The sequence below is a fragment of the Rhodococcus sp. NPDC056506 genome (genome assembly GCF_042794945.1).
Lineage (GTDB): Bacteria > Actinomycetota > Actinomycetes > Mycobacteriales > Mycobacteriaceae > Rhodococcus_F.
The window spans coordinates 52641-75819 of the sequence record NZ_JBHTSW010000006.1 but is presented as its reverse complement, the minus strand read 5'-3'; the positions used below and the strand labels follow the sequence as shown (position 1 = coordinate 75819).

Annotated in this window: 22 protein-coding genes; 9 read left to right on the top strand and 13 right to left on the bottom strand. The window is 63.1% G+C overall.

Features of this window, described 5'->3' with window-relative positions; translation table 11 throughout:
* Positions 1-372 precede the first annotated feature (372 nt).
* From ACFQ6H_RS08070 to ACFQ6H_RS08040, 7 genes are all read left to right on the top strand, one after another.
* Positions 373-2103 carry a nitrite/sulfite reductase gene (locus tag ACFQ6H_RS08070; RefSeq protein WP_019749031.1) on the top strand — a complete coding sequence of 577 codons (1731 nt, stop codon included), beginning with the start codon at positions 373-375 and terminating at the stop codon, positions 2101-2103.
* Complete coding sequence (locus ACFQ6H_RS08065) at positions 2100-2813, top strand: phosphoadenylyl-sulfate reductase (protein WP_378447884.1); 714 nt, start codon at positions 2100-2102, stop codon at positions 2811-2813. The genes ACFQ6H_RS08070 and ACFQ6H_RS08065 overlap by 4 nt, the downstream gene beginning before the upstream one ends.
* A complete protein-coding gene (gene cysD, locus ACFQ6H_RS08060; protein WP_007731054.1) occupies positions 2810-3745 on the top strand; it encodes a sulfate adenylyltransferase subunit CysD in 936 nt (311 codons plus the stop codon). Before ACFQ6H_RS08065 ends, cysD begins: the two co-directional genes overlap by 4 nt.
* The gene (locus ACFQ6H_RS08055; RefSeq protein WP_020969973.1) at positions 3745-5031 is read left to right on the top strand and encodes a sulfate adenylyltransferase subunit 1; all 1287 of its coding nucleotides are present in this window, start codon (positions 3745-3747) and stop codon (positions 5029-5031) included. The genes cysD and ACFQ6H_RS08055 overlap by 1 nt, the downstream gene beginning before the upstream one ends.
* Before the next feature lie 4 nt (positions 5032-5035).
* Positions 5036-5791 (top strand): sirohydrochlorin chelatase, encoded by a 756-nt coding sequence (locus ACFQ6H_RS08050; RefSeq protein ID WP_378645237.1) that lies wholly within the window; start codon positions 5036-5038, stop codon positions 5789-5791.
* A gap of 94 nt (positions 5792-5885) precedes the next feature.
* Complete coding sequence (locus tag ACFQ6H_RS08045; protein WP_378645234.1) at positions 5886-6662, top strand: DUF998 domain-containing protein; 777 nt, start codon at positions 5886-5888, stop codon at positions 6660-6662.
* 55 nt (positions 6663-6717) lie between these two features.
* Positions 6718-7614, top strand: a complete 897-nt coding sequence (locus tag ACFQ6H_RS08040; RefSeq protein WP_378538139.1) for a universal stress protein — start codon at positions 6718-6720, stop codon at positions 7612-7614.
* A gap of 138 nt (positions 7615-7752) precedes the next feature.
* Here the strand turns inward: ACFQ6H_RS08040 and ACFQ6H_RS08035 are convergent, their stop codons facing one another.
* The 6 genes from ACFQ6H_RS08035 to ACFQ6H_RS08010 all read right to left on the bottom strand — a co-directional run bounded on the left by ACFQ6H_RS08035 (position 7753) and on the right by ACFQ6H_RS08010 (position 12109).
* A complete protein-coding gene (locus ACFQ6H_RS08035) occupies positions 7753-8802 on the bottom strand; it encodes a sulfate/molybdate ABC transporter ATP-binding protein (protein WP_378645231.1) in 1050 nt (349 codons plus the stop codon).
* Positions 8799-9605, bottom strand: coding sequence for a sulfate ABC transporter permease subunit CysW (gene cysW, locus ACFQ6H_RS08030; RefSeq protein WP_378645228.1), 807 nt, complete (start codon positions 9603-9605; stop codon positions 8799-8801). Before cysW ends, ACFQ6H_RS08035 begins: the two co-directional genes overlap by 4 nt.
* Positions 9602-10450, bottom strand: coding sequence for a sulfate ABC transporter permease subunit CysT (gene cysT / locus ACFQ6H_RS08025; RefSeq protein WP_378546783.1), 849 nt, complete (start codon positions 10448-10450; stop codon positions 9602-9604). The genes cysW and cysT overlap by 4 nt, the downstream gene beginning before the upstream one ends.
* 7 nt (positions 10451-10457) lie before the next feature.
* Complete coding sequence (locus ACFQ6H_RS08020; RefSeq protein ID WP_003944569.1) at positions 10458-11489, bottom strand: sulfate ABC transporter substrate-binding protein; 1032 nt, start codon at positions 11487-11489, stop codon at positions 10458-10460.
* A 200-nt stretch (positions 11490-11689) separates the two neighbouring features.
* Complete coding sequence (locus ACFQ6H_RS08015) at positions 11690-11779, bottom strand: Ms4533A family Cys-rich leader peptide (protein WP_309599318.1); 90 nt, start codon at positions 11777-11779, stop codon at positions 11690-11692.
* 123 nt (positions 11780-11902) lie between these two features.
* The gene (locus tag ACFQ6H_RS08010; protein ID WP_019749040.1) at positions 11903-12109 is read right to left on the bottom strand and encodes a hypothetical protein; all 207 of its coding nucleotides are present in this window, start codon (positions 12107-12109) and stop codon (positions 11903-11905) included.
* Positions 12110-12191: 82 nt separating this feature from the next.
* Here ACFQ6H_RS08010 and ACFQ6H_RS08005 point away from each other — a divergent pair, with 82 nt between their 5' ends.
* Positions 12192-14150, top strand: coding sequence for a glycoside hydrolase family 15 protein (locus ACFQ6H_RS08005; RefSeq protein ID WP_063316226.1), 1959 nt, complete (start codon positions 12192-12194; stop codon positions 14148-14150).
* Positions 14151-14207: 57 nt separating this feature from the next.
* Here ACFQ6H_RS08005 and ACFQ6H_RS08000 read toward each other — a convergent pair whose 3' ends face one another.
* From ACFQ6H_RS08000 to lepA, 3 genes are all read right to left on the bottom strand, one after another.
* On the bottom strand, positions 14208-15197 hold the full coding sequence (locus ACFQ6H_RS08000) for an ABC transporter substrate-binding protein (protein ID WP_378645225.1): 990 nt from the start codon (positions 15195-15197) through the stop codon (positions 14208-14210).
* Between the two features lie 71 nt (positions 15198-15268).
* Entirely contained in the window at positions 15269-16198 is a 930-nt protein-coding gene (locus tag ACFQ6H_RS07995) for an NAD(P)H-dependent flavin oxidoreductase (protein ID WP_378645222.1), read from the bottom strand.
* A 6-nt stretch (positions 16199-16204) separates the two neighbouring features.
* A complete protein-coding gene (gene lepA / locus ACFQ6H_RS07990) occupies positions 16205-18097 on the bottom strand; it encodes a translation elongation factor 4 (RefSeq protein ID WP_230813932.1) in 1893 nt (630 codons plus the stop codon).
* A 72-nt stretch (positions 18098-18169) separates the two neighbouring features.
* Here lepA and ACFQ6H_RS07985 point away from each other — a divergent pair, with 72 nt between their 5' ends.
* The gene (locus tag ACFQ6H_RS07985; RefSeq protein ID WP_378546773.1) at positions 18170-18703 is read left to right on the top strand and encodes a type II toxin-antitoxin system PemK/MazF family toxin; all 534 of its coding nucleotides are present in this window, start codon (positions 18170-18172) and stop codon (positions 18701-18703) included.
* Between the two features lie 31 nt (positions 18704-18734).
* Here the strand turns inward: ACFQ6H_RS07985 and ACFQ6H_RS07980 are convergent, their stop codons facing one another.
* Genes ACFQ6H_RS07980 through ACFQ6H_RS07965 form a run of 4 tightly spaced genes read right to left on the bottom strand, consistent with a single transcriptional unit; the run spans position 18735 to position 23063 of the window.
* Positions 18735-19508 (bottom strand): aquaporin, encoded by a 774-nt coding sequence (locus ACFQ6H_RS07980; protein ID WP_003944482.1) that lies wholly within the window; start codon positions 19506-19508, stop codon positions 18735-18737.
* A 59-nt stretch (positions 19509-19567) separates the two neighbouring features.
* Positions 19568-20398: a transglutaminase domain-containing protein gene (locus tag ACFQ6H_RS07975; protein ID WP_378538543.1), complete on the bottom strand. Its 831-nt coding sequence runs from the start codon at positions 20396-20398 to the stop codon at positions 19568-19570.
* Between the two features lie 8 nt (positions 20399-20406).
* Complete coding sequence (locus tag ACFQ6H_RS07970) at positions 20407-21378, bottom strand: alpha-E domain-containing protein (RefSeq protein WP_095969748.1); 972 nt, start codon at positions 21376-21378, stop codon at positions 20407-20409.
* Between the two features lie 56 nt (positions 21379-21434).
* The gene (locus ACFQ6H_RS07965) at positions 21435-23063 is read right to left on the bottom strand and encodes a circularly permuted type 2 ATP-grasp protein (protein WP_214881382.1); all 1629 of its coding nucleotides are present in this window, start codon (positions 23061-23063) and stop codon (positions 21435-21437) included.
* Between the last annotated feature and the right edge of the window lie 116 nt (positions 23064-23179).

Sequence of the window (23179 nt, the reverse complement as noted above, 5' to 3'; positions counted from 1 at the left end):
CGGAATTATCGAGTTGACGTGGCACAATGGTCCGCATGACCGGACTCGGAGTGCGACTTGTGGCGCGTCGCCATGTCGACTTCAAGCGTGTGTGCAGCTCGTCGTGTCTGCACCTGTGTAGCTGTTGATCCTTCACTGATCTTCCAGCCTTTCCCGCTCATCTCCATCTGCTTCACCGAAACAGCTCTTCCAGAGACGGCTCCTCCAGCTGTTCGTTTTCGTGAGCACACCTGCCGGCCGCGAGCTTTCCGAGACCGAGGACAGCCCCCTCGATTTCCGACACGGACCGGTGCGTCCCGATCAGACACCGCCACAGTTCATCGCTAGTGCGTGCCGCGTGCCGATCAACCGCCCAGATCCAGGAGTTCATCGATGACGTCGACCACCGACGCCGCCACACCCGCCGATTCGGCAGCACCCGCCGAAGCTCGGCCCGCCCGCGCCGCACGTCCTGCCAAGCGTCGCGCCGAAGGTCAGTGGGCCCTCGGCTACCGCGAACCGCTCAACGCCAACGAGCAGGCCAAGAAGGACGACAACCCGCTCAACGTTCGGGCCCGCATCGAGAACATCTACTCCAAGCAGGGTTTCGACAGCATCGACAAGGGTGATCTGCGCGGCCGCTTCCGCTGGTGGGGTCTCTACACTCAGCGCGAGGAAGGCTACGACGGCACTTTCACCGGCGACGAGAACATCGATCTGCTCGAGGCCAAGTACTTCATGATGCGTGTGCGTTGCGACGCCGGCGCGCTGAACGTCGAGCAGCTGCGCACCATCGCCGGTATCTCGAAGGAATTCGGCCGGAACACCGCCGACCTGTCGGACCGCGAGAACGTCCAGTTCCACTGGATCGAAGTCGAGAACGTCCCGGAGATCTGGAAGCGCCTCGAAGCCGTCGGACTCAAGACCACCGAGGCATGTGGTGACTGCCCGCGCGTCGTCCTCGGTTCTCCCCTGGCCGGCGAATCGCTCGACGAGGTCCTCGACCCCACTCCGGCGATCGACGAGATCGTGCGCCGCTACATCGGCGATCCCAAGTACTCCAACCTGCCGCGCAAGTTCAAGACCGCCATCTCCGGTCAGCAGGATGTTGTTCACGAGATCAACGACATCGCCTTCATCGGCGTGAACCACCCCGAGCACGGCCCCGGCCTCGACCTCTGGGTCGGCGGCGGCCTGTCCACCAACCCGATGCTGGCGCAGCGCGTCGGCGCCTGGATCCCGCTCGACGAGGTTCCCGACGTCTGGGAGGGTGTCGTCTCGATCTTCCGTGACTACGGCTACCGCCGTCTGCGCGCGAAGGCCAGGCTCAAGTTCCTGATCAAGGATTGGGGCATCGAAAAGTTCCGTGAGGTTCTCGAGACCGAGTACCTGAAGCGTCCGCTCATCGACGGCCCGGCGCCGGAGAAGCCCAAGCGCCCGATCGATCACGTCGGCATCCAGAAGACTCGCAACGGCCACAACGCAGTCGGTTTCGCTCCGATCGCCGGCCGCGTCTCGGGAGACATCCTGGCTCAGGTCGCCGACGCTGCCGAGAAGGCCGGCAGCGACCGGATCCGCTTCACGCCGTACCAGAAGCTGATCATCCTCGACGTCGCCGACGAGACCCTCGAGCCGCTCATCGCCGATCTCGACGCACTGGGCCTTCCCGCCCGTCCGTCGCACTGGCGCAAGAACCTGATGGCCTGCTCCGGCATCGAGTTCTGCAAGCTCTCGTTCGCCGAGACACGCAAGCGTTCGCAGGTGCTCGTGCCCGAACTCGAACAGCGTCTCGCCGACATCAACAGCCAGCTCGACGTGCCGATCACCATCAACATCAACGGTTGCCCCAACTCCTGCGCTCGCTCCCAGATCGCCGACATCGGCTTCAAGGGCCAGCTCGTCGACGACGGTGAGGGGAATCAAGTCGAGGGTTTTCAGGTTCACCTGGGAGGCAGCCTCGGATTCGACAGCGCCTTCGGACGCAAGCTGCGCCAGCACAAGGTCACCAGCGTCGAGATGGGTGACTACATCGACCGCGTCGTACGTCAGTTCGTGAAGAACCGCAACGAAGGTGAACGGTTCGCCGAATGGGCAGTGCGCGCAGACGAAGGAGATTTGCGATGACAGTGGACATTTCCCGAGCAACTGCCGACGAGCTTCGGTCCATCGCCGAGCGCGGTGCCGTAGAACTCGACGGGGCCAACGCACAGGAACTGTTGCAGTGGACCGAGGACACGTTCGGCGACTCGTACATTGTTGCGTCGAATATGCAGGATGGCGTGCTGGTTCACCTTGCCGCACAGGTGCATCCGGGCGTCGACGTACTCTTCCTCGACACCGGCTACCACTTCCCCGAAACCATCGGCACGCGTGACGCGGTCGAGCAGGTGTACGGCGTCAACGTCATCAACGCTCGTGCGCTGGCAAGCGTCGCCGAGCAGGATGTCGCTGAGGGTAAGGACCTGTTCGCCCGAGATCCCAACCGCTGCTGCGCTTTGCGCAAGGTCGCACCGCTGAAGCAGACACTGTCCGGGTACAGCGCATGGGTGACCGGCATCCGCCGGGTCGAGGCCCCCACCCGCGCCAATGCTCCCCTGATCTCCTTCGACGATGCCTTCGGCCTCGTGAAGATCAACCCGATCGCTCCGTGGTCGGACGAGGAGATGCAGAACTACATCGACACCCATTCCATCCTCGTCAATCCTCTTGTCGACGAGGGATATCCGTCCATCGGCTGCGCACCCTGCACCAGCAAGCCAGCCCCCGGCAGCGATCCGCGTAGCGGTCGTTGGGCCGGTGCCTCCAAGACAGAATGCGGGTTGCACGCATCATGACAGTTGACTTGACACCTTCACGTCCTCAGCTCGACGGCACACAGTTCGACACTCTCGACGCCCTCGAGTCCGAAGCGATCCACATCTTCCGAGAGGTGGCCGGCGAATTCGAACGCCCGGTCATCCTCTTCTCGGGCGGTAAGGACTCCACGGTGCTGCTGCACCTGGCGATCAAGGCCTTCTGGCCTGCGCCGTTGCCGTTCACCCTGCTGCACGTCGACACCGGCCACAACCTGCAGGAAGTCCTCGACTTCCGCGACCACGTGGTGGCCAAGTACAACCTGCGCCTGCACGTGGCGAGCGTCGAGGAGTACATCGCGGACGGTCGCCTCACCGAGCGCCCCGACGGTATCCGCAACCCGCTGCAGACCGTGCCGTTGCTGGACGCGATCTCCGAGAACCGCTTCGACGCCGTCTTCGGTGGCGCTCGCCGCGACGAGGAGCGGGCCCGCGCCAAGGAGCGGATCTTCTCGCTGCGCAACGCTTTCGGTCAGTGGGACCCCAAGAAGCAGCGCCCGGAACTGTGGAACCTGTACAACGGTCGCCACTCCCCCGGCGAGCAGGTGCGAGTCTTCCCGCTCAGCAACTTCACCGAGCTGGACATCTGGCGTTACATCGCCCGCGACAACGTCGAACTCGCCAGCATCTACTACGCCCACCAGCGTCCGGTGTACCAGCGCGACGGCATGTGGATGACGCCCGGCGTCTGGGGTGGACCGGCTGACGGTGAAGAGCTGCAGACCCTTTCGGTGCGTTACCGCACCGTCGGTGACGGTTCGACCACCGGCGCAGTCCTCTCCGATGCGGCTGACAACGAGGCCATCCTGGCCGAGGTTGCGGCATCACGTTTGACCGAGCGCGGCGCGACCCGTGGCGACGACCGAGTTTCCGAAGCGGCCATGGAAGACCGCAAGCGAGAGGGCTACTTCTGATGAGCGATCTGCTCAGACTGGCAACTGCCGGCAGCGTCGACGACGGAAAGTCCACCCTCGTGGGCCGTCTGTTGTACGACACCAAATCCGTTCTCGCCGACCAGATCGACGCCGTCACCCGCGCGTCGGTGGACCGCGGACTCGACACCCCCGACCTCTCGCTGCTGGTGGACGGTCTTCGCGCCGAGCGCGAGCAGGGCATCACCATCGACGTGGCGTACCGCTACTTCGCGACCCCCAAGCGCACGTTCGTGTTGGCCGATACACCGGGCCACGTGCAGTACACCCGCAACACCGTCTCCGGTGCCTCGACGGCGCAGCTCGTGATCTTGCTGGTCGATGCCCGCAAGGGTGTCATCGCGCAGACACGTAGGCACGCAGCGGTTCTCGCGCTCCTCGGTGTTCCGAAGCTGGTTCTCGCCGTGAACAAGATCGACCTCGTCGAGAACCCCGAAGAGGTTTTCACCTCGATCTCCGCCGAGTTCAACGAACTCACCAGCTCGCTGGGCTGGGCAAGCGAAGATGTCGTGGAGATCCCGGTGTCTGCCCTGCACGGAGACAACGTCGCGATCCGCTCGGACAAGACCCCGTACTACACCGGTCCCACGCTTATCGAGCACCTCGAGTCGATTCCGGTCGACGCCGAGCCGCATCGCGTCGGCCTGCGTTTCCCGGTGCAGTACGTGATCCGTCCCCGCACCGCCGAGTTCCTCGACTACCGCGGCTACGCCGGTCAGGTTGCCGCCGGTTCCGTCGTGCCCGGCGACGAAGTGGTGATCCTGCCCTCGGGTACGCGCACCACCGTCACTCGTATCGACACGGCCGACGGCGAACTGGACGTCGCCCACGCGGGACGCAGCGTCACGTTGATCTTGGCCGACGACGTCGACGTCTCCCGCGGCGATACCATCGCATCGCCGTCGGATGCACCCGAGCCGATCGGCGAATTCGACGCCACTGTCTGCTGGCTGGCCGAGAAGTCGCTGCGCCCCGGCGCACGTCTGCTGCTCAAGCACGGCACGCGTACGACGCAGGCCATCGTGGGCAGCTTGGTGGAGCGCTTCAACGAGCAGGACCTGACCACAGATCAGGGCCCGGACACTCTCGAGCTCAACGAGATCGGGAAGATCTCGATCCGGGTGGCCGAGCCGATCGTGGCTGACGACTACGCCGTCAACCGCCACACGGGCAGCTTCCTGCTGATCGATCCCGCGGGTGGAAACACTCTCGCAGCCGGCCTGGTCGGCGACGTCATCTCCGCCGTCGAATTGGGCGAGCGCGTCTAAGTCGATGGTTCCGCTCATTGCTGTTGCGCACGGCAGCCGCGATCCCCGTTCTGCTCGGGTGATCGCGGCTGCTGTGGCAGCTCTTCGTGAAGCCCGGCCAGACCTCGATGTCCGGCTGGCGTTTCTCGACCTCAATGCACCGTCCGTCGATCAGGTCCTGGACGGAGTTGCACACGACGGCCACACTCACGCCGTTGTTGTTCCGATGCTGCTGGGCAAGGCCTTCCATGCTCGGGTAGATCTGCCCGGGCTCTTGGCCGCTGCCGCGACACGCCACCCCCAGCTGACCGTGTTCCAGGCAGACGTACTGGGTCGTGATGCTCGGCTGATCGAAGCAGTGCGCGAGCGAATTCTCGAAGCGGGTGCCCGGCGGGACGATCCGTCGGTCGGTGTCGCACTTGCGGCAGTCGGCTCGTCCGACGCGCGCGCCAATGCCACGACCTCAGAATTGGCGTCCACTCTCCTCTGCGGAACCAACTGGTCGGGCGTTCGAATCTGTTTCGCGACATCCGCGGAACCGACAGTTGCCCAGGCGATCTCCGCACTCGAGCAGGACGGCGCCGAACGTGTTGTCATCGCACCGTGGTTCTTGGCTCCCGGCCTACTGACCGATCGACTGAGCGCTGCCGCCGCGACGGCATGTCCGCGCGCGCGTTTCGCCGACACGATCGGTGGGCATTCTCTACTGATCGAAACGATGATCGACCGTTACCGACAAGTCGCTGATGCACTACCCGACCGTCTGGTCCGCTCCGCCTGATCCGGTTTCACAGGCCGTTATCAGATTGTTACCGTAGTGTTGGATCTGTCCAGCTCGCGAAGGTTCCTCCTTCGCCTGCGAAACAGATCTTTGGGTGCAATCCCCTCAGAGCGCCGCGAGAGGGATCACCATCACTCACAATCTTCGCCTCGGCACAGCCGGCATCGCATGGGTCCTGTCGGTGCTCTACCTGCTTGTCGAAATCTTCACGGCCGGCGCCTGGAAGACGCCGTACAGCTTCGCGCGCGACTCCATCAGTTCGCTCGGTGTGACGACATGCAGTGTGGATTCGTGTTCGCCGATGCACGATGTCATGAACGCAGCTTTCATGATCCTCGGTGCGCTCACCATCCTCGGTGCGGCCTTGCTGCACAAGTACATTCCGGACGGTCGTGCGAAGAAGTGGATTCTCGGACTTGCCGTCGTCGTTGCACTGAGCACCGCGGCCACCGGCCTCTTCCCGGCCAACGACGGGACCTTCGTTCACTGGACTGCCGTGCTCCCCGGCTTCGTCGCCCGGCACGCAGTTCTCGTACTCATGGCCATATCTTTCTGGCAGCATCGTAGGTGGATCGCAGTGTGGTCGGGACTGTGCGCGGCCACCGGAATCGTCGGCGCCGTACTGCTTCTCGGACGAACCCTCACCTTCGGCCTGGGTGAACGCCTGACGCTGTACCCGCTGCCCATGTGGATGGCGGTCACCGGCGTCGCAGCCCTGCTCGCATTGATGCGCCGAACCGTGTTGAAGAACGTGGAACTGACACTGCCCGGTAACGGATTCATCACCGCTCTGTTGTCGTTGCGCCCGCGCCGATCTCGCGCAGCAGTGCCCACCGACGTTCTCGCACCACGTGAGCTGACCAGTTTGTAGCGAACCGGGGGTGAGCAGGGACACACTGGTAAGGAGGCGACGCGAGGAGACTTCCATGACCAGTGCACCTGTTCGACACGGAATCGTGGCCGGTATCGACGGCTCGGCAAGCGCGGTCAACGCCGCGAGGTGGGCAGCATCGGCTGCAAAGAGATTCGACGAACCACTTCGCCTGACCCACGTGCTGCCAGGACAACCCGAGTCCGGTGGAGGTACCAACGTCACCGACGAAGAGATGTTCGACCACCACCTTCGCGTCGAGGGTGCAAAATTACTCGACGAGGCCGAGGACGCCATCCGTGATGATCACACCGACGTCACCATCGAACGCGGCCTCGTGACTGGTACTCCCGCAACCACACTCGTCGAACTCTCGAAGTCGGCGCGCATCGTTGCACTGGGTCAGGCCGGCACCAGCGAAATGCAGTCCGTGTTTCTCGGATCCGACACCATTCGGGTGGTCAACCGTGCGCACTGTCCCGTGGCCGTATTCCGAGGAACGGGTGATCACGCGATGGCCGACACCAGGCCCATCGTCGTCGGCGTCGACGGGAGCAAGCTCAGCGAACTCGCCGTCGCGCATGCTTTCGAGTTTGCCGCGTTCCTCGGCGCACCTTTGGTGGCGGTCCACACGTGGAACGAGCACGCCTCGCTCGGCGGCTATTCCGAAGCCAGGCGCTTCGTCGACTGGGGTCCGTACGAACAGCATGAGCATGCACTGTTGTCCGAGTGCCTTGCCGGTTGGACCGAGAAGTACCCCGACGTCGAAGTCACCCGAAGCGTCCAACGAAGCGGACCGATGAAGGCGCTGCTCGAGCATTCAGCGGAGGCGCAGCTCGTAGTCGTCGGTAGCCACGGCCGCAGTCCGTTCATGGCGTCGATAGTCGGTTCGACCAGTCAGAGCCTGATCCACCACGCCCAGTGCCCGGTCCTCGTTTGCCGCGAGGGCTGAACCCAGCTTGCTGCTGCCCCACCCCATTTCTTTTCTGAGCGAACGGCACTTTCGGCGCCTTCAGTAGACCGAAAGTGCCGTTCGCTCAAACAGGGGTGGGGGTGCAACAGGGCAGACAGCGCAAGCAGGGCGAGCAGGTCAAACCTGGCCGACGACGCTCACCGTGACCGGCTCCTGCACCGGCGTCGACACCGGGGTCTCCGGCAGATCCGGAGCCCGCGTTGCCCGGGCGTACACCGTCTCCCCTGCCTCGAGGTGCAGCGCTGCACTGTCACCGCGGGTGACCTGAGCCGAGAAGAGCTCGCCGGTTGCCTCGTTGCGCAGGTCGACCCGAACCTCGAAGCCGAGGTACACGACGCGCTCGACGGTTGCGCGTGTGACGCCGAGGGACTCGGCCGTTCCAAACTCCTGAGCGAGAGCCATGCTCGGATCGCGGCCGAGGCGGATGTCGTGCGGACGAACCAGCTGCCCGTTGAGCTTCGCGACGGACCCGAGGAAGGACATCACGAAGTCGTTGGACGGGCGGTCGTACAGGTCGGCAGGTTCACCGATCTGCTCGATTCGCCCCTTGTTCAGCACTGCGATCCGGTCTGCGACGTCGAGAGCCTCTTCCTGGTCGTGGGTGACCAGGACGGTGGTGACGTGCACTTCGTCGTGCAGGCGACGCAACCACGTGCGCAGGTCGGCACGGACCTTCGCGTCGAGCGCACCGAAGGGCTCGTCGAGCAGGAGAACCTGCGGGTCGACAGCCAGAGCGCGCGCCAACGCCATGCGCTGACGCTGACCACCGGACAGCTGCGCCGGGTACCGATGTTGAAAGCCGTCGAGGCCGACGATCCCCAGTAGTTCGTTGACCTTCTTCTCGATCTCCGGCTTCGGGCGCTTGCGGATCTTGAGCCCGAACGCCACGTTGTCCCGCACCGTCATGTGCTTGAACGCGGCGTAGTGCTGGAACACGAAACCGATGTCACGCTTCTGCGGCGAGATGCCGGTGACGTCCTTGCCTGCGATGGTGATGGTTCCCGAATCGAGTTCTTCGAGCCCGGCGATCGAACGCAGCAAAGTCGACTTTCCCGAGCCACTGGGCCCCAGCAATGCCGTCAACGAACCCGAAGGAATGTTGACCGTCACGTCGTCGAGTGCCGCGAAATCACCGTAGTTCTTGCGGGCCCCGGTCACTGTGATCATGTGGTGCTCCTCTTACGGTCCAGCAGCGTCATCAGCAACAGGACAATGATGGCGATGCCCATCAGCAGCGTTGCCGCCGAATACGCACCAAAGGTGTTGTGGTCGTCGATGTATCGCGAATGCACCAGCAACGTCAGCGTCTGAGATACCCCCGGGAAACCGGAAGAGACCATGATGACTGCGCCGAATTCACCGAGCGAACGCGCCACCGTCAACACGATTCCGTACGTCAGGCCCCAACGAATCGCGGGCAGTGTGATCCGCCAGAACGTCTGCCAACCCGAAGCACCGAGCGTCGCGGCAGCTTGTTCCTGCTCGTCACCGATCTCGTGCAGGACGGGTTCGACCTCCCGGACGACAAAGGGAAGCGTCACGAAAATGGTCGCGATCACCATGCCGGGCAAGCCGAAGATGACCTTGAACCCCAACGATTCGATCCCGCCGAACCAGCCGTTGGCGCCCCAGAGAAGGATCAAGGACACACCGACGACGACGGGCGAAACCGCGAACGGCAGGTCGACTACCGACTGCAGAACTCCACGGCCAGGGAACCGACCACGGACTAAGGCGAGTGCGGTGACGACACCGAACACAACGTTGATCGGGACCACGATCGCCACGATGATCAGCGACAAATTCAGCGCGGAGACGGCTGCAGGCGTCGTGACCGATTCGAAGAACGGACCGATTCCGTTCTCGAACGTTCGTGTCAGGATCACGCCGATCGGCACGACCAACAACACGAACAAGTAGACGAGCGCGACGGTCCGAAGACCGATCTTCGATCCTCTGGACACGTTCATCGGGAACTCTCCTCACGTCGCTGTCCGCGCGAAGCGAAGATTCGCAAGACGAACAGCGTCACGAATGCGATGACCAGCAGCACGACCGAGACGGCAGCGGCGTTGGTCGGACGATCGATCTCGATCTGCTGCTGAATGTACTGCGACGTCATCTGTGTCACTCGTGGGATGTTGCCGCCGATCAGTACGACCGAACCGTACTCGCCGATCGCTCGGGCGAACGCCAGTCCCGCACCCGAGATGACGGCGGGCGCCAACGTCGGAAGAACGACGGAGCGAAAGATCGTCCAATTGGACGCGCCCAACGATGCAGCGGCTTCCTCGACCTCACGGTCGACCTCCATCAGCACCGGCTGCACAGAGCGAACGACGAACGGCAAGGTCACGAAAGCCAGCGCCACGATCAGACCAGGCTGAGTTGCGTTGAGGTGGATGTCGATCGGCGACTGCGGGCCGTAGAGGGACAACAGCACGATCGACGCCACGATTGTCGGCAACGCGAACGGCAGGTCGATCATCGAGTTGACGATGCGCTTGCCCGGGAAGTCGTCGCGGACCAGCACCCACGCGATGATCGTGCCCATCACGACGTTGATCAGTGCCACGATCACCGAGACGAGCAATGTCACGCGCAGTGACGCCAAGGCAACTGGTGCAGTGACAGCGTCCCAGAATCCGGAGATCCCCTCGTCGAACGCGGTGGCGGTCAACGCGGCGAGCGGAAGCAGAACGATCACGGAGAGCCACAGAGTGGCTACTCCGATTCCGAGCGGCCCCACACTCCCCGTGACCCGCGCGAGTTTTCGCCGACGAGCCACGGGGGTGGGGTCAATAGTGTCAGTCACGTCAGTCTTACTTGGTCGCGTTGTCGTAGATCACTGCGATCGAACCGGTGTCCTTGGTGAACAGTGCACTGTCCACGGCCTTCCAGCCACCGAGGTCTGCGATGGTCCACAGCTTGGTCGGCTCGGGGAACTTGTCGGTGAACTTGGCAGCGACGGCGGGATCGACGGGACGGAATCCTGCTTCGGCCCAGAGCGTCTGACCCTCGGTCGTGTAGAGGTAGTCCTTGAACGCGGTCGCCTTGTCGAGGACCTTGCTGTTCGAGATCACGGCAACCGGGTTCTCGATCTTGAAGGTCGTGGGCGGGGTGACGTGCTCGACCGGGTCGCCGTTGCCCTCGATGAACAGAGCCTCGTTCTCGTAGCTGATCAGAACGTCGCCGCTGCCCTGAAGGAAGGCTTCCGAAGCCTCGCGTCCCGACTTGGGCTGGATCTTGACGTGATCATTGACCAAGGCGGTGACGTAGTCGAGGCCCGCTTGCGGGTTCTTGCCACCGTCGCTCTTTGCGGCGTAGGGCGCCAAGAGGTTCCACTTGGCCGAGCCTGAACTGAACGGGTTCGGCGTGACGACCTCGAGGCCGGGCTGCAGCAGGTCGTCCCAGTCCTTGATGCCCTTCGGATTGCCCGGACGGGTCACGATGGTGACCACCGATCCGAACGGAATTCCGTTGTAGGCGTCCTGGTTCCAGTTCTGATCGACCAGACCGGCATCGACCAGGCGGGTGATGTCAGGCTCGACGGAGAAGTTGACGAAGTCGGCTTCGGCACCGTCCTTCACCTTGCGCGACTGGTCGCCCGAGGCGCCGTACGAAGGATTGAAGTTGACGTTCTTGCCCTCGTCGGTCGCCTGGAAGGCTGCGGTGAGCTTGTCGAAGCCGGGCTTCGGCACGGCGTAGGCGAACAGGTTGATCGTGCCGGCGCTACCGTCGCTGGCAGCGCTGTCACCACCCACGGTGTCGCTCGAGCCACCACTGCACGCTGTGAGTACCACGGCCCCCATGGTCGCGATAGCGGTGAGAAGTGTGCGGGAACGGCGTTTCATTGCAGATACCTTCCTGAAAGGACTGACAAGAGAGTGGTTGACTAAATCACAAAAGTCCGAGACCTCTGGGGCTGAATCCATCGGGACGTTCAGACATGGAGAGCCGACGGGCCAAGAGCCCTGAATCGGGGGGCGCGAGTGACGCGCAGTGAAGTTCGAACGGGGTGCGCAGCACCACCGGAGAGGTCGAACTCAGAAAATCAACAACAGGCGACGTCAGCGACGTCGAGCATGCCGACAGCAATCAACGCCAACTGGTGGCGGATTACGGGAGCTGTTGCTTCGGACACGCGGTGGACTTTAGCAGAGCACCGGCGCCCGCTCTAATCGGGAGAACTAACGGGTGAGAAGCCACGCGACGATCACGAGGAGAATCAGGGCTATCAGGGCGAGAGTGACCCGTGAGCGGGGCATCAGCTTTCCTCTACTTCTCGAGAATTCCTACGCAACCAGCCGAAGAGCGGCAGAGCGAGTACGGCAGCCAAAGCGCGATCCAGACCGACGGCCACCAGGCGGCACAGCGGAACGACGACGATCAGGACCAACGCGACCTGCGGGATGAACGGGAGCCCCGCCATCCACAGCTCGAAGCTGTCCCACCAATCCGCAATCCGATCCACGTCAACACCCTATCCTTCGACCGAAACGGTCCCTACAGCGTGTGGATTGGACGTGTGTCGATTCTGGCCGGATGATGTCCGAATGAGTGCTGACGACGAAGTGGTGCAGACGATTCCTCCCGCCTCCACGGGTCACCATCGAAGCAACTTTCCCCCGATCGACGACTACGCGTTTCTTTCCGATTGCGAAACCTCGTGCTTGATTGCCCGTAACGGATCTGTCGAGTGGATGTGCGTTCCCCGCCCCGACTCCCCCAGCGTGTTCGGTGCCATCCTCGACCGCAGCGCAGGCCATTTCCGTATCGGCCCTTACGGCCAGAACGTACCCGCAGCCAGACGCTATCTGCCGGGCGGACTCATCCTCGAGACCACATGGCAGACGGAGACCGGCTGGCTCGTCGTTCGCGACGCACTGGTTCTCGGTCCGTGGCACAACGTCGACAAACGATCGAACACGCACAAGCGCACACCGACCGACTGGGATGCCGAACACACACTTCTCCGCACGGTCAAATGTGTCAGCGGCACCGTCGAACTCGAGATGAGCTGCGAGCCCGCGTTCGATTATCACCGCGGCACCGCCAATTGGGAGTACACCGGCAAGGTCTACGAGGAAGCGACGGCAACGTGTCGCTCCGCCAAGCCCGGAGACCACCCCACTCTCCGCTTGACCACCGATCTCCGATTGGGTCTGGAAGGTCGCGAGGCCCGGGCCCGGACGCGACTGGTCGAAGGCGACAACGTCTACGTCGCGCTCTCGTGGTCGGATCTTCCCGCGCCGCAGACGTTCGACGAGGCCGCCGACAAGATGTGGCAGACGTCCAAGTCGTGGCGCGAGTGGGTGACCATCGGAAAGTTCCCCGATCATCCGTGGCGCGGATACCTGCAGCGCAGCGCGCTCACACTCAAAGGCCTCACCTACGCACCGACCGGAGCCCTTCTCGCGGCTTCCACGACGTCGCTACCGGAAACACCAGGCGGAGAACGTAACTGGGACTACCGCTACGCATGGGTTCGCGATTCCACCTTCGCATTGTGGGGCCTCTACACGCTCGGGTTGGACCGTGAAGCCAACGACTTCTTCAACTTCATCTACGACGTGTCGAGTTCGGACAACGGTCAGCCGCACCCCTTGCAGGTGATGTACGGCATCGGCGGCGAGCGGACGCTCGAGGAATCCGAACTGAACCACCTCTCCGGATACGATGGCGCCCGTCCGGTGCGGATCGGCAACGGCGCGTTCGATCAACAGCAGCACGACATCTGGGGCACCATGCTCGACTCGGTGTACCTCCACATCCGTACCCGCGAGCGTGTGCCCGAAGCGTTGTGGCCGCTGCTCAAGAAGCAGGTCGAGGAAGCGATCAAGCATTGGCGCCAGCCCGACCGCGGGATCTGGGAGGTGCGCGGTGAACCGCAGCACTTCACGTCGTCGAAGATCATGTGCTGGGTCGCTCTCGACCGCGGCGCCAAGCTTGCAGAGATGCAGGGCGAGAAGAGCTTTGCGCAGCAATGGACGGCCATCGCCGACGACATCAAGGCCGACATCCTCGCGCACGGTGTCGACTCGCGGGGAGTTCTGACACAGCGCTACGGGCACGATTCACTCGACGCGTCTCTGCTGCTGGCTCCGCTGCTGCGCTTCCTGCCGGCCGACGATCCGCGCATCCGGGCAACGGTGCTGGCGATCGCCGACGAGCTCACCGAGGAGGGGCTGGTCCTGCGCTATCGCGTCGACACCACCGACGACGGCTTGAGCGGCGAGGAAGGCACGTTCACCATCTGTTCCTTCTGGCTGGTGTCCGCCCTCGTCGAGATCGGCGAACTGGATCGCGCAAAGCATCTGTGCGAGCGCCTGCTCGGGTTCGCGAGCCCGCTCAAGCTGTACGCGGAAGAGATCGACGCGCACACCGGTCGCCATCTGGGTAACTTCCCGCAGGCGTTCACACACCTGGCGCTGATCAACGCCGTGGTCCACGTGATCCGCGCCGAGGAAGCTGCCGAAGCCGGCGCATTCCAGCCCGCGCACAACGCAACCTAGACCCCCTGCTGTGCGCCTTTATTAACCGCGGGCGGTTAATAAAGGCGCACAGCAGATCTAGCCGGCGACCGCTTCGAGCTGCGGCGTGATCGATTCGAGCGAGTACTTCAGCGACAGTGACGACGGAGTGTTCAGGCCGGCAACAGTCGGATAGTCGACGATGGCCAATCCGCCACCCTTCACTGCAGGCAGGTCGGCAAATCCGGGCAGCTTCATCATGTCGTCCAGCGACCCGCCGTTGGGCAGCAGCACCACGACGTCGGCGCTGAGAGCGTCGACCCGTTCCGGACTGAGTATCAGCCGGCCACCGGTCACACCGGCCTCTTCGACCAGCTTGGGCGGCAACGACATTCCCAGACGCGTGAACAGTCCCGAAGCACCGTCCTTGGGATCGGCGACGATCACCAACTGAGACGTCGGGAAGACATACTGCGACAGAAGTGCCGTCTTTCCCTTCAGCCCCGGCTGTCGCTGTGCGAGCGCATCGATCTGCCCGTTCGTGGACTCGACGATCTCGTCGGCCCGCGACTCCTTGTCGAGGACTCGACCGAGAATCTCGACTTGGTCCTGCCACGGATCGACCTGGACTTCGGACAGACCGGCAATGGTCGGTGCAATCTTGCTCAACTGGTCAAAATCGTCCTGATCGGCGACGGAGAACCCACCGAGAATCAGATCGGGATCCAAGGCTGCAATTTCTTCGACTTTGAGCGGGACACCGAACTGCTGGATCGCGGAGCGATCGAGTTCCTTCGCAGACGCGTCGACGCCGCTCTCCCACGGAAACAGGCCACGATCGTCACCCATCGGGCCGGCAGCCAGGTACCCCACCGGTTGGATTCCGAGTTCGAGCAGGGCGTCGAGCCACTGGGTGTCGGCCGCGACAATGCGCGTCGGTGTGCCGGTGATCGTGGTGGCGCCGAACTTGTGGTCGACCGTGGTGACCCGACCGTCCGCGATCTCGTCGGCGTCCGAAGACGAACAACCACTGATACCGACGACCAGTGCTCCCAAAAGAGCCACCGCCGAGAACTTCTTCGCACGCACGAAATACTCCTCCACTAGTTAGTAGAGGCTTACCTTCTCATATGGGACGCGTCTGTGTCCGACCTTGCTTTTCAGGCGAAACGAGCGAGCAGACGCTCCGCTTCGGCGCCGATGCGTCGAACCACGTCGCCGGCCGGATGGGTTCCGTGCACGAGTCCCACTGCTTCTCCGGCGTAGACGACGCCGCTGTGCGGATCCGACGGGTCATACGCCTTTGCCAACGTTTCTTCGTCGGCGTCGACTCCGTGCCAGGCGGCGGTGAACTCGTTGGCCACCGCGCGGCCACCCCACCGCTGCGGCCACGGCTGACTTCGGGCACGGTCGAAAACTGAGGTGTAGATCGTGTCGGTGCTTCCGGCTTCGACGACGCGGTCGCGGGCATAGTCCGGTCCGACTGTCTCCGGGCTGGCGAGCAGCGCCGTGCCGATCATCACGCCTTCGCCACCGGCTGCCAGTACTGCAGCCAAACCGCGGCCGGTCCCGATACCGCCGGCTGCGAGCACCGGAAGCGTAGTCGCTTCCAGGATCTCCTGCAGCAGCGGCAGAGTTCCGATTCGGCCGGTGTGCCCGCCTGCCTCACCGCCTTGTGCGATCACGCCGTCGACACCTGCGGCCTCGACAATGCGAAGGTCTTCGAGCGTATTAATCTGTGACACAACAGGAATACCGGCGTCGTGGATGCGTCCGACGTACGCTGCCGGATCCCCGAACGACAAGGTGACCATGGTCGGTGCGACGGCAATCGCGGCGTCGAGCATCAGCTCGTTCTCGGGCAGCGACCACGTCATCAGGCCGACGCCGAATCTTCCGCCGATCGACCGGGCAACCTCGGCTTCGGCCTCGATCCACTCCGGTGTGTTGTAGCGGGCTGCGCCCAGTAGACCCAAACCACCGGCAGCCGAGACGGCTCCGGCGAGCGCACCGCCGGCGCGGCCACCCATGGGCGCCCCGAGAACGGGGATTTCGATTCCGAACTCTCGGGACAACCAGGTGGTGACCATGCGCTCCTACTTCTTGGGCTTCTCGCCAACCGATTCCGACGTCAGAGCCGCGACGAATGCTTCCTGAGGCACCTCGACGCGACCGATGGTCTTCATGCGCTTCTTGCCTTCCTTCTGCTTCTCGAGCAGCTTGCGCTTACGGCTGATGTCGCCGCCGTAGCACTTGGCAAGGACGTCCTTGCGGATTGCACGAATGTTCTCGCGCGAGATGATCTTGGCGCCGATCGCAGCCTGGATCGGAACCTCGAACTGCTGGCGCGGGATCAGCTCACGAAGCTTCGACGTCATGCGTCCGCCGTAAGCGCCGGCGTTGGAACGGTGCACGATCGAGGAGAACGCGTCGACGGCCTCGCCCTGCAGAAGGATGTCGACCTTCACCAGGTCGGCCTGCTGCTCACCGGCCTCCTCGTAATCGAGGCTGGCATAACCCTTGGTGCGGGACTTGAGGGCGTCGAAGAAGTCGAACATGATCTCGCCCATGGGCAGTTCGTAACGCAATTCGACGCGAGTCTCGGAGAGGTAGTCCATGCCGCCGAGTTCACCGCGACGGGACTGGCACAGCTCCATGATGGCGCCGACGTACTCGCTCGGGGCGATGACGGTGCACTTGGCGACCGGCTCGTAGACCTCGCGAACCTTGCCTTCCGGCCAGTACGACGGGTTGGTGACGATGACCTCGGCCCCATCCTCCATCACGACGCGGTAGACGACGTTGGGCGCGGTGGAGATCAGTTCCAGGCCGAACTCACGCTCGAGGCGGTCGCGGGTGATCTCCATGTGCAGCAAGCCGAGAAAGCCGCAGCGGAAGCCGAATCCGAGGGCAACCGACGTCTCCGGCTCGTAGGCCAAAGCCGCGTCGTTGAGGCGGAGCTTGTCGAGAGCGTCGCGCAGCACCGGGTAGTCCGAGCCGTCCATCGGGTAGAGACCTGAATAGACCATCGGCTTGGGATCGCGGTAGCCGACCAGCGGTTCGGTCGCGCCGTTGCGGGTTGTGGTGACGGTGTCACCGACGCGCGACTGGCGGACGTCCTTCACACCGGTGATGAGGTAGCCCACCTCGCCGACGCCCAGACCGATACTGGCCTTCGGCTCGGGAGAAATGATGCCGACCTCGAGCAGTTCGTGTGTGGTGCCCGTCGACATCATCGTGATCTTCTCGCGGGGACGGATCCGACCGTCGACCACACGCACGTAGGTGACCACGCCGCGGTATGCGTCGTAAACCGAGTCGAAGATCATGGCGCGAGCCGGACCGTCAGCATCACCCACGGGTGCGGGGATCTGCACGATTACTTCGTCGAGCAGTTCCTTGACGCCTACGCCGGTCTTGCCCGACACGCGCAGGACATCGCCGGGCTCGCAGCCGGTGATGTGCGCGATCTCTTCCGCATAGCGGTCGGGGTCCGCGGCCGGGAGGTCGATCTTGTTGAGGACGGGAATGATCTTGAGATCCTTCTCCATCGCCAGGTAGAGGTTGGCCAGCGTCTGAGCTTCGATGCCCTGAGCTGCGTCGACCAGCAGAATTGCGCCCTCACACGCTTCGAGCGCACGGGAGACCTCATATGTGAAGTCGACGTGACCGGGAGTGTCGATGAGGTGGAGAACAAACTCTTCGCCGTCGACGGTCCAGGGCAGACGAACGTTCTGGGCCTTGATGGTGATGCCGCGTTCACGCTCGATGTCCATACGGTCCAGGTACTGCGCACGCATCGCCCGCTCTTCGACCACACCGGTGAGCTGCAGCATGCGATCTGCCAGCGTCGACTTACCGTGATCGATGTGCGCGATGATGCAGAAGTTCCGGATCTGCGCAGGATCCGTGAACGTCTTGTCGGCGAAGCTGCTGATGGGAGACCCCTTAGTCGGACCGGCACCGGCCCGGATCCGGGCCACTGTCAACCCTCAGGATATCCAAGTCTCGGCGCCGCCGTACCAGGGGTTCCCGCGGGCGGGTGATTATGCTCGAACGCTATGGCAAGCATGTGGAAGCAGATCGGCAGAACCCTCGGAGCCCTCGCGGTGGAGAAGGGCCCTGCGTTGCTGCGCCAGTTGCAGTCGTCAACGTCTCAGTCGTCTACCTCGAAGCCTGGTCCGTCCGGCCGACCGATCGCCGCTCGGACATCTCCGACCGCACATCGCGCCAGGAGGGTGGAGTACTCCCCCGACCTCGACGGCAAAGCCGATCCAGGCGAGATCGTCTGGACCTGGGTTGCCTACGAGGAAGATCCGACCCAGGGCAAAGACCGTCCGGTGCTGGTGGTCGGCCGCGACGGCGACACGCTGCTCGGCCTGATGTTGTCTTCGCAGAGCAAGCGCGAAGGTGAGCGCGATTGGCTCGCAATCGGTTCGGGCCCGTGGGACGGCGAGGGAAGGCCCAGCTGGGTCCGGCTCGACCGGGTGCTCGACGTTCCCGAGAGCGGGATCCGGCGCGAGGGCGCTGTCATGGATCACAAGAAGTTCGACGCGGTCGCGGCAAAACTTCGGGCCGACTTCAGCTGGAGCTGAAGCCGACCCGAAGGGATAGAAGCAGTATCGATCAGCTGTCCATACGGTTGAACCGTCCGAAGAGTGCTCGATAGATGAGTGCACCGAGTGCACCGCCGATCAGCGGGAACACGATGAACAACCACACTTGACCTAGTGCGCCGTCCTGGAAGGGCGCGACTGCGAGGCTTCGAGCGGGGTTGACGGAGGTGTTGTCGATCGGGATCGAGATCAGGTGAATGACGGCCAGGGTGAAGCCGATGGACACTCCGGCAAGCGGTACGTCCGAGATCTGATCGGTCGACGCGAGAACGACGAACACCAGCAGCGCTGTCAGCAGGATCTCGATGATCATGGCGGCACCGATGCCGTAACCGTCCGAGACCACGTTGCCGAGAAGATTCTTCTCGGCCGACGGACTGTGTGCACCCCAACCGTTTGCGCCCAGTCCGTCAGCAGCACGGTTGTACGCCGGGAGACTGTTGGCCACCGTGTAGATCACGACGCCGGCGACCAACCCGCCGATCACTTGCGCGACAACGTAAATCGCCGCATTGACGGCTGAGATTCGCCCGATCACGAATTGGCCGAGGGTCACCGCCGGGTTGACGTGGCAACCGGAAATCGGCCCGATCGCATAGACGAGGAACAGCAGGGTCAAGCCGAATGCGAAGGCAACTCCGAGATTGCCGACTTTCGCACCTGCGAAGACGGCAGTTCCGACCGCGGAGAACACGAGCACAAAAGTCCCCACCGCTTCGGCCGCATACTTCTTCACATCCGAGATCGGTTCGATCTCAGTCAATTCCTGTGCAGTTGGAGACATATTCCCACCTTCTTCTCATCGAACGGTAGTAATGCTCACGCGCCTAGATTTGCCGGACTTTACGCAAGCCTGGTGATCTCCACAACAACTTCAAGATCTGTGGAGCGTCCACCGGAAAATATTCCCTTCAAAGGCGGCACATCCGAATAGTCCCTTCCTATTCCGACGGAGACATGCTGTTCATTCACAGCTATCGCATTGGTCGGGTCATATCCCCACCACGCGCCGGTCCACGCTTCGATCCACGCGTGCGATTCCCCGACCACCGTGTCCCCGACTGCCGCATCACGTTTGGGGTGGAGATAGCCGGAAACGTATCGACACGGAATGCCCATCGTTCGTAGCAATACCAAGGTCAGATGCGCATAATCCTGGCAGACACCTTTCCTGGCCGACCAGGCCTCGACCGCCGACGTATGCACTCCGGTCGTACCCGGAACATAAGACATTTCACCGTAAACCCATTGCGACGCAGCCACTACTGCATCTTCAGGTGATTTATCTTTGCGCAATTCCTTGGCAATTGTCGCCAGCTTACGATCACGCGGAACATATCTCGTGAAACTCAGTTGCTCGTTGAATCGATCTTTAATCGCGTCACCCGATAATTCATCCCAGTCGACGGTTTCCTCGGGCTGAACGAACGGTTCCGTCTCCACCACCGACAGTCCGGTCACTTCGAGTTCGGTGTGCGGCGCGTGCAAGTCGAACGCAGTCACCGCGGTGCCCCAGTAATCGGTGTACCGGTAGGAACGCGTTGCCGGCTGGGTTTCGACGCGCGTGAGGATCACCGTCTGCCTGGTGTCGCCGCGGGGTGTCAATCGCGCCTCGTTGTACGACGACGTCACCGGGGCGTCATACGCATATCCCGTGGTGTGCACGACCCTCATTCGCCAGCTCACAGCTCTCCCTCCACCGTCGAATCCGCGTACGCGGCCCCGGCATCCGTCCATGCGACCCACGGCGCGGCGTGGAAGTACTGCAATGCAATTGCCTCACCCAGTTCGCGGCACGTCTCCTGCCAACCGAGCAACCGTCCCTGCAGATCCTCGAGCAACACGCCCTGTGGCAAAAACTCGAGCTCACTGCGTGCGCGGCCCAGAAGCCGCGGCGCCTCCGCCCGGATTCCGACGCGACTGCCCGGCTGCGGGTCGAGTTCCTGCAGGCACTTCTCGGCCTGCCTGATCGAGTGGAACACCGAGCGCGGAAAGAGCCTGTCCAACAAGATGAACTCGACGACGCGATTGGCGTCGAGTGCTCCGCGATACGTACGCAGATACGTGTCATGCGCACCCGCCGAGCGAAGAACACTGACCCACGCCGGCGAAGACGGTCGGTCACCGGCGCGCGCCAGCAGCATTCGCACGATCATGTCGACACGTTCGATCGAGCGCCCCAGCAGAAGGAACCGGTAGCCGTCGTCGCGACTGAGCGTGGAATCCGCCAGGCCCGCGAACATCGCTGCGCGTTCCTCCACGTAGCGGAAGAACTCGTGCGGGCCCAGCCGGCGTGATGCACGCTCACGCTCGGCCAATCCGTTGTACGTGGTGTTCAGGCACTCCCACATCTCACTCGACGTGACCTCACGTGCTCCGCGAGCATTCTCTCGGGCACTCGCCAGCGAGTCCACGATCGAACCAACCTGATTGCGACTGAACGCAACCAGATCGGTGAGGGAACGCACGTCGAGCTTCTCCTCCGGCGCCTCGATGCCGAGAACACGCAAGAGCAAGCGCGACGTGCGGTCAGGATCGACGGTGGCGTCGTCGAGAAGTTGGTGGACGGCGACATCGAGGATCCGAGCGGTGTCGTCCGCCCGCTCGACGTAGCGGCCGATCCAGTAGAGAGACTCTGCGTTGCGAGCAAGCATCAGTCACCACGCTCCGTTCGCTGATAGTTCTTGGTAGCTGGGCAGTTCAGTGGAGTTCACTGTTGCTGCTGCTGTTGTTGTTGTTGTGAGGTGCTCAGCTCCGGTCCCTGCACCGGTTCCGCGGATTCCGGGGGCTCGGACACCAACTCCTCGCCGGACAGCTCCGGGTCCTCGTGAGAGGTGCGGCTCGCAAGCACCCACGTGTCCTTGCTTCCGCCGCCCTGGCTGGAGTTGACCACCAGCGAACCTTCCGGAAGCGCCACCCGGGTCAGGCCGCCGGGCAACACCCACACGTCTTCACCGTCGTTGACGGCAAAGGGCCGCAAGTCCACATGACGCGGCGAGAGAACGTCGTCGATCTTGGTCGGCACCGTGGACAACTGCACGAGAGGCTGCGCGATCCACCCGCGCGGGTCCGCCTTGATCTTGCGGGTGATCGCGGCCAGCTCCTTGGGGCTCGCGTCGGGCCCGAAGACGATTCCGTAGCCGCCGGACCCTTCCACAGGCTTGATGACGAGTTCCGCGACCCGGTCGAGGACTTGCTCGCACTCCTCGTCCAACCAACAGCGGAACGTGTCGACGTTCTGCAAGAGCGGCTTCTCACCGAGGTAGTAGTCGATGATCTGCGGAACGTAGGTGTAGACCAGCTTGTCGTCACCGACTCCGTTGCCGACGGCACTCGAGATCACCACGTTGCCCGCCCGCGCCGCATTCAATAGACCTGCGACGCCGAGAATCGAATCCGGGCGGAAGTGCATCGGGTCGAGGTACTCGTCGTCGATGCGGCGATAGATGACGTCGACCTGGCGCTCACCTTCCGTCGTACGCATGTAGACCATGTTGTCGCGGCAGAACAGGTCGCGACCTTCGACGAGTTCCACGCCCATCTGACGAGCGAGCAACGAATGCTCGAAATAGGCCGAGTTGGCAATACCTGGTGTGAGAACAACCACTGTGGGGTCCGCTTCGTTGAGTGCAGCACCCGCGCGCAGCGCCCTCAGCAAGTGTGTTGCGTAATCCCCGACGGCCCGCACCTTGTGGGACATGAACAGGTCGGGGAACACCCGAGTCATCGTGCGACGGTTTTCCATCACATAGGAGACGCCGGACGGAGATCGCAGGTTGTCCTCGAGAACTCGGAACTCCCCGGCCTCGTCACGGACCAAGTCGATACCGGCGACGTGGATTCGCACACCATTGGGCGGCACGATGCCGGCCGCTTCACGGTGGAAGTGCTCACACGAGGTGACCAGACGGCGCGGCAACACGTGATCGCGCAGGATTCGCTGCTCGCCGTAAATGTCCGCGAGGAACAGTTCGAGCGCCTTCACACGCTGCTTGATGCCCTTTTCCAGCCGCGACCACTCCTGCGCGGCAATGACCCGCGGCACCAGGTCCAATGGAAACGGTCGTTCCTGCCCGGACAGCGAGAATGTCACTCCCTGGTCGATGAATGCACGTCCGAGCGCGTCGGCGCGCGCAGCGAGGTCGGCACTGCTCGTGGGCGCTAGGGCTTTGAACACGCCCTTGTACGGAGCACGTACCGATCCGTCGGGCTCGAACATCTCGTCGAAAGCCAACTCGTAGCGACCGATGTCTGAATATCCGTCGAACACTGCAGCGGGACGCGCTCGGGTGGTGGTCGAACCTGTTTTACTCGAACTTTTCGAAGGCGGCGGCGTCATAGGGCAACATGCTGCTACAAGTGCGGCTATTCGGCAGCGCGGCGAGAGTTCGAGCGCTCGGTGTACTCTTCTCGACAGACGCAACGTGCGACGGTTTGGGTTCTTGGGCCCTCGGC

Excerpts from the sequence above, each read along its gene's own strand:
- ACFQ6H_RS08070 (WP_019749031.1), top strand. The coding sequence starts at position 373 with ATGACGTCGACCACCGACGCCGCCACACCCGCCGATTCGGCAGCACCC.
- ACFQ6H_RS08065 (WP_378447884.1), top strand. The coding sequence starts at position 2,100 with ATGACAGTGGACATTTCCCGAGCAACTGCCGACGAGCTTCGGTCCATC.
- cysD (WP_007731054.1), top strand. The coding sequence starts at position 2,810 with ATGACAGTTGACTTGACACCTTCACGTCCTCAGCTCGACGGCACACAG.
- ACFQ6H_RS08055 (WP_020969973.1), top strand. The coding sequence starts at position 3,745 with ATGAGCGATCTGCTCAGACTGGCAACTGCCGGCAGCGTCGACGACGGA.
- ACFQ6H_RS08050 (WP_378645237.1), top strand. The coding sequence starts at position 5,036 with ATGGTTCCGCTCATTGCTGTTGCGCACGGCAGCCGCGATCCCCGTTCT.
- ACFQ6H_RS08040 (WP_378538139.1), top strand. The coding sequence starts at position 6,718 with ATGACCAGTGCACCTGTTCGACACGGAATCGTGGCCGGTATCGACGGC.
- ACFQ6H_RS08035 (WP_378645231.1), bottom strand. The coding sequence starts at position 8,802 with ATGATCACAGTGACCGGGGCCCGCAAGAACTACGGTGATTTCGCGGCA.
- cysW (WP_378645228.1), bottom strand. The coding sequence starts at position 9,605 with ATGAACGTGTCCAGAGGATCGAAGATCGGTCTTCGGACCGTCGCGCTC.
- ACFQ6H_RS08020 (WP_003944569.1), bottom strand. The coding sequence starts at position 11,489 with ATGAAACGCCGTTCCCGCACACTTCTCACCGCTATCGCGACCATGGGG.
- ACFQ6H_RS08005 (WP_063316226.1), top strand. The coding sequence starts at position 12,192 with ATGAGTGCTGACGACGAAGTGGTGCAGACGATTCCTCCCGCCTCCACG.
- ACFQ6H_RS07995 (WP_378645222.1), bottom strand. The coding sequence starts at position 16,198 with ATGGTCACCACCTGGTTGTCCCGAGAGTTCGGAATCGAAATCCCCGTT.
- ACFQ6H_RS07985 (WP_378546773.1), top strand. The coding sequence starts at position 18,170 with ATGGCAAGCATGTGGAAGCAGATCGGCAGAACCCTCGGAGCCCTCGCG.
- ACFQ6H_RS07980 (WP_003944482.1), bottom strand. The coding sequence starts at position 19,508 with ATGTCTCCAACTGCACAGGAATTGACTGAGATCGAACCGATCTCGGAT.
- ACFQ6H_RS07975 (WP_378538543.1), bottom strand. The coding sequence starts at position 20,398 with ATGAGGGTCGTGCACACCACGGGATATGCGTATGACGCCCCGGTGACG.
- ACFQ6H_RS07970 (WP_095969748.1), bottom strand. The coding sequence starts at position 21,378 with ATGCTTGCTCGCAACGCAGAGTCTCTCTACTGGATCGGCCGCTACGTC.
- ACFQ6H_RS07965 (WP_214881382.1), bottom strand. The coding sequence starts at position 23,063 with ATGACGCCGCCGCCTTCGAAAAGTTCGAGTAAAACAGGTTCGACCACC.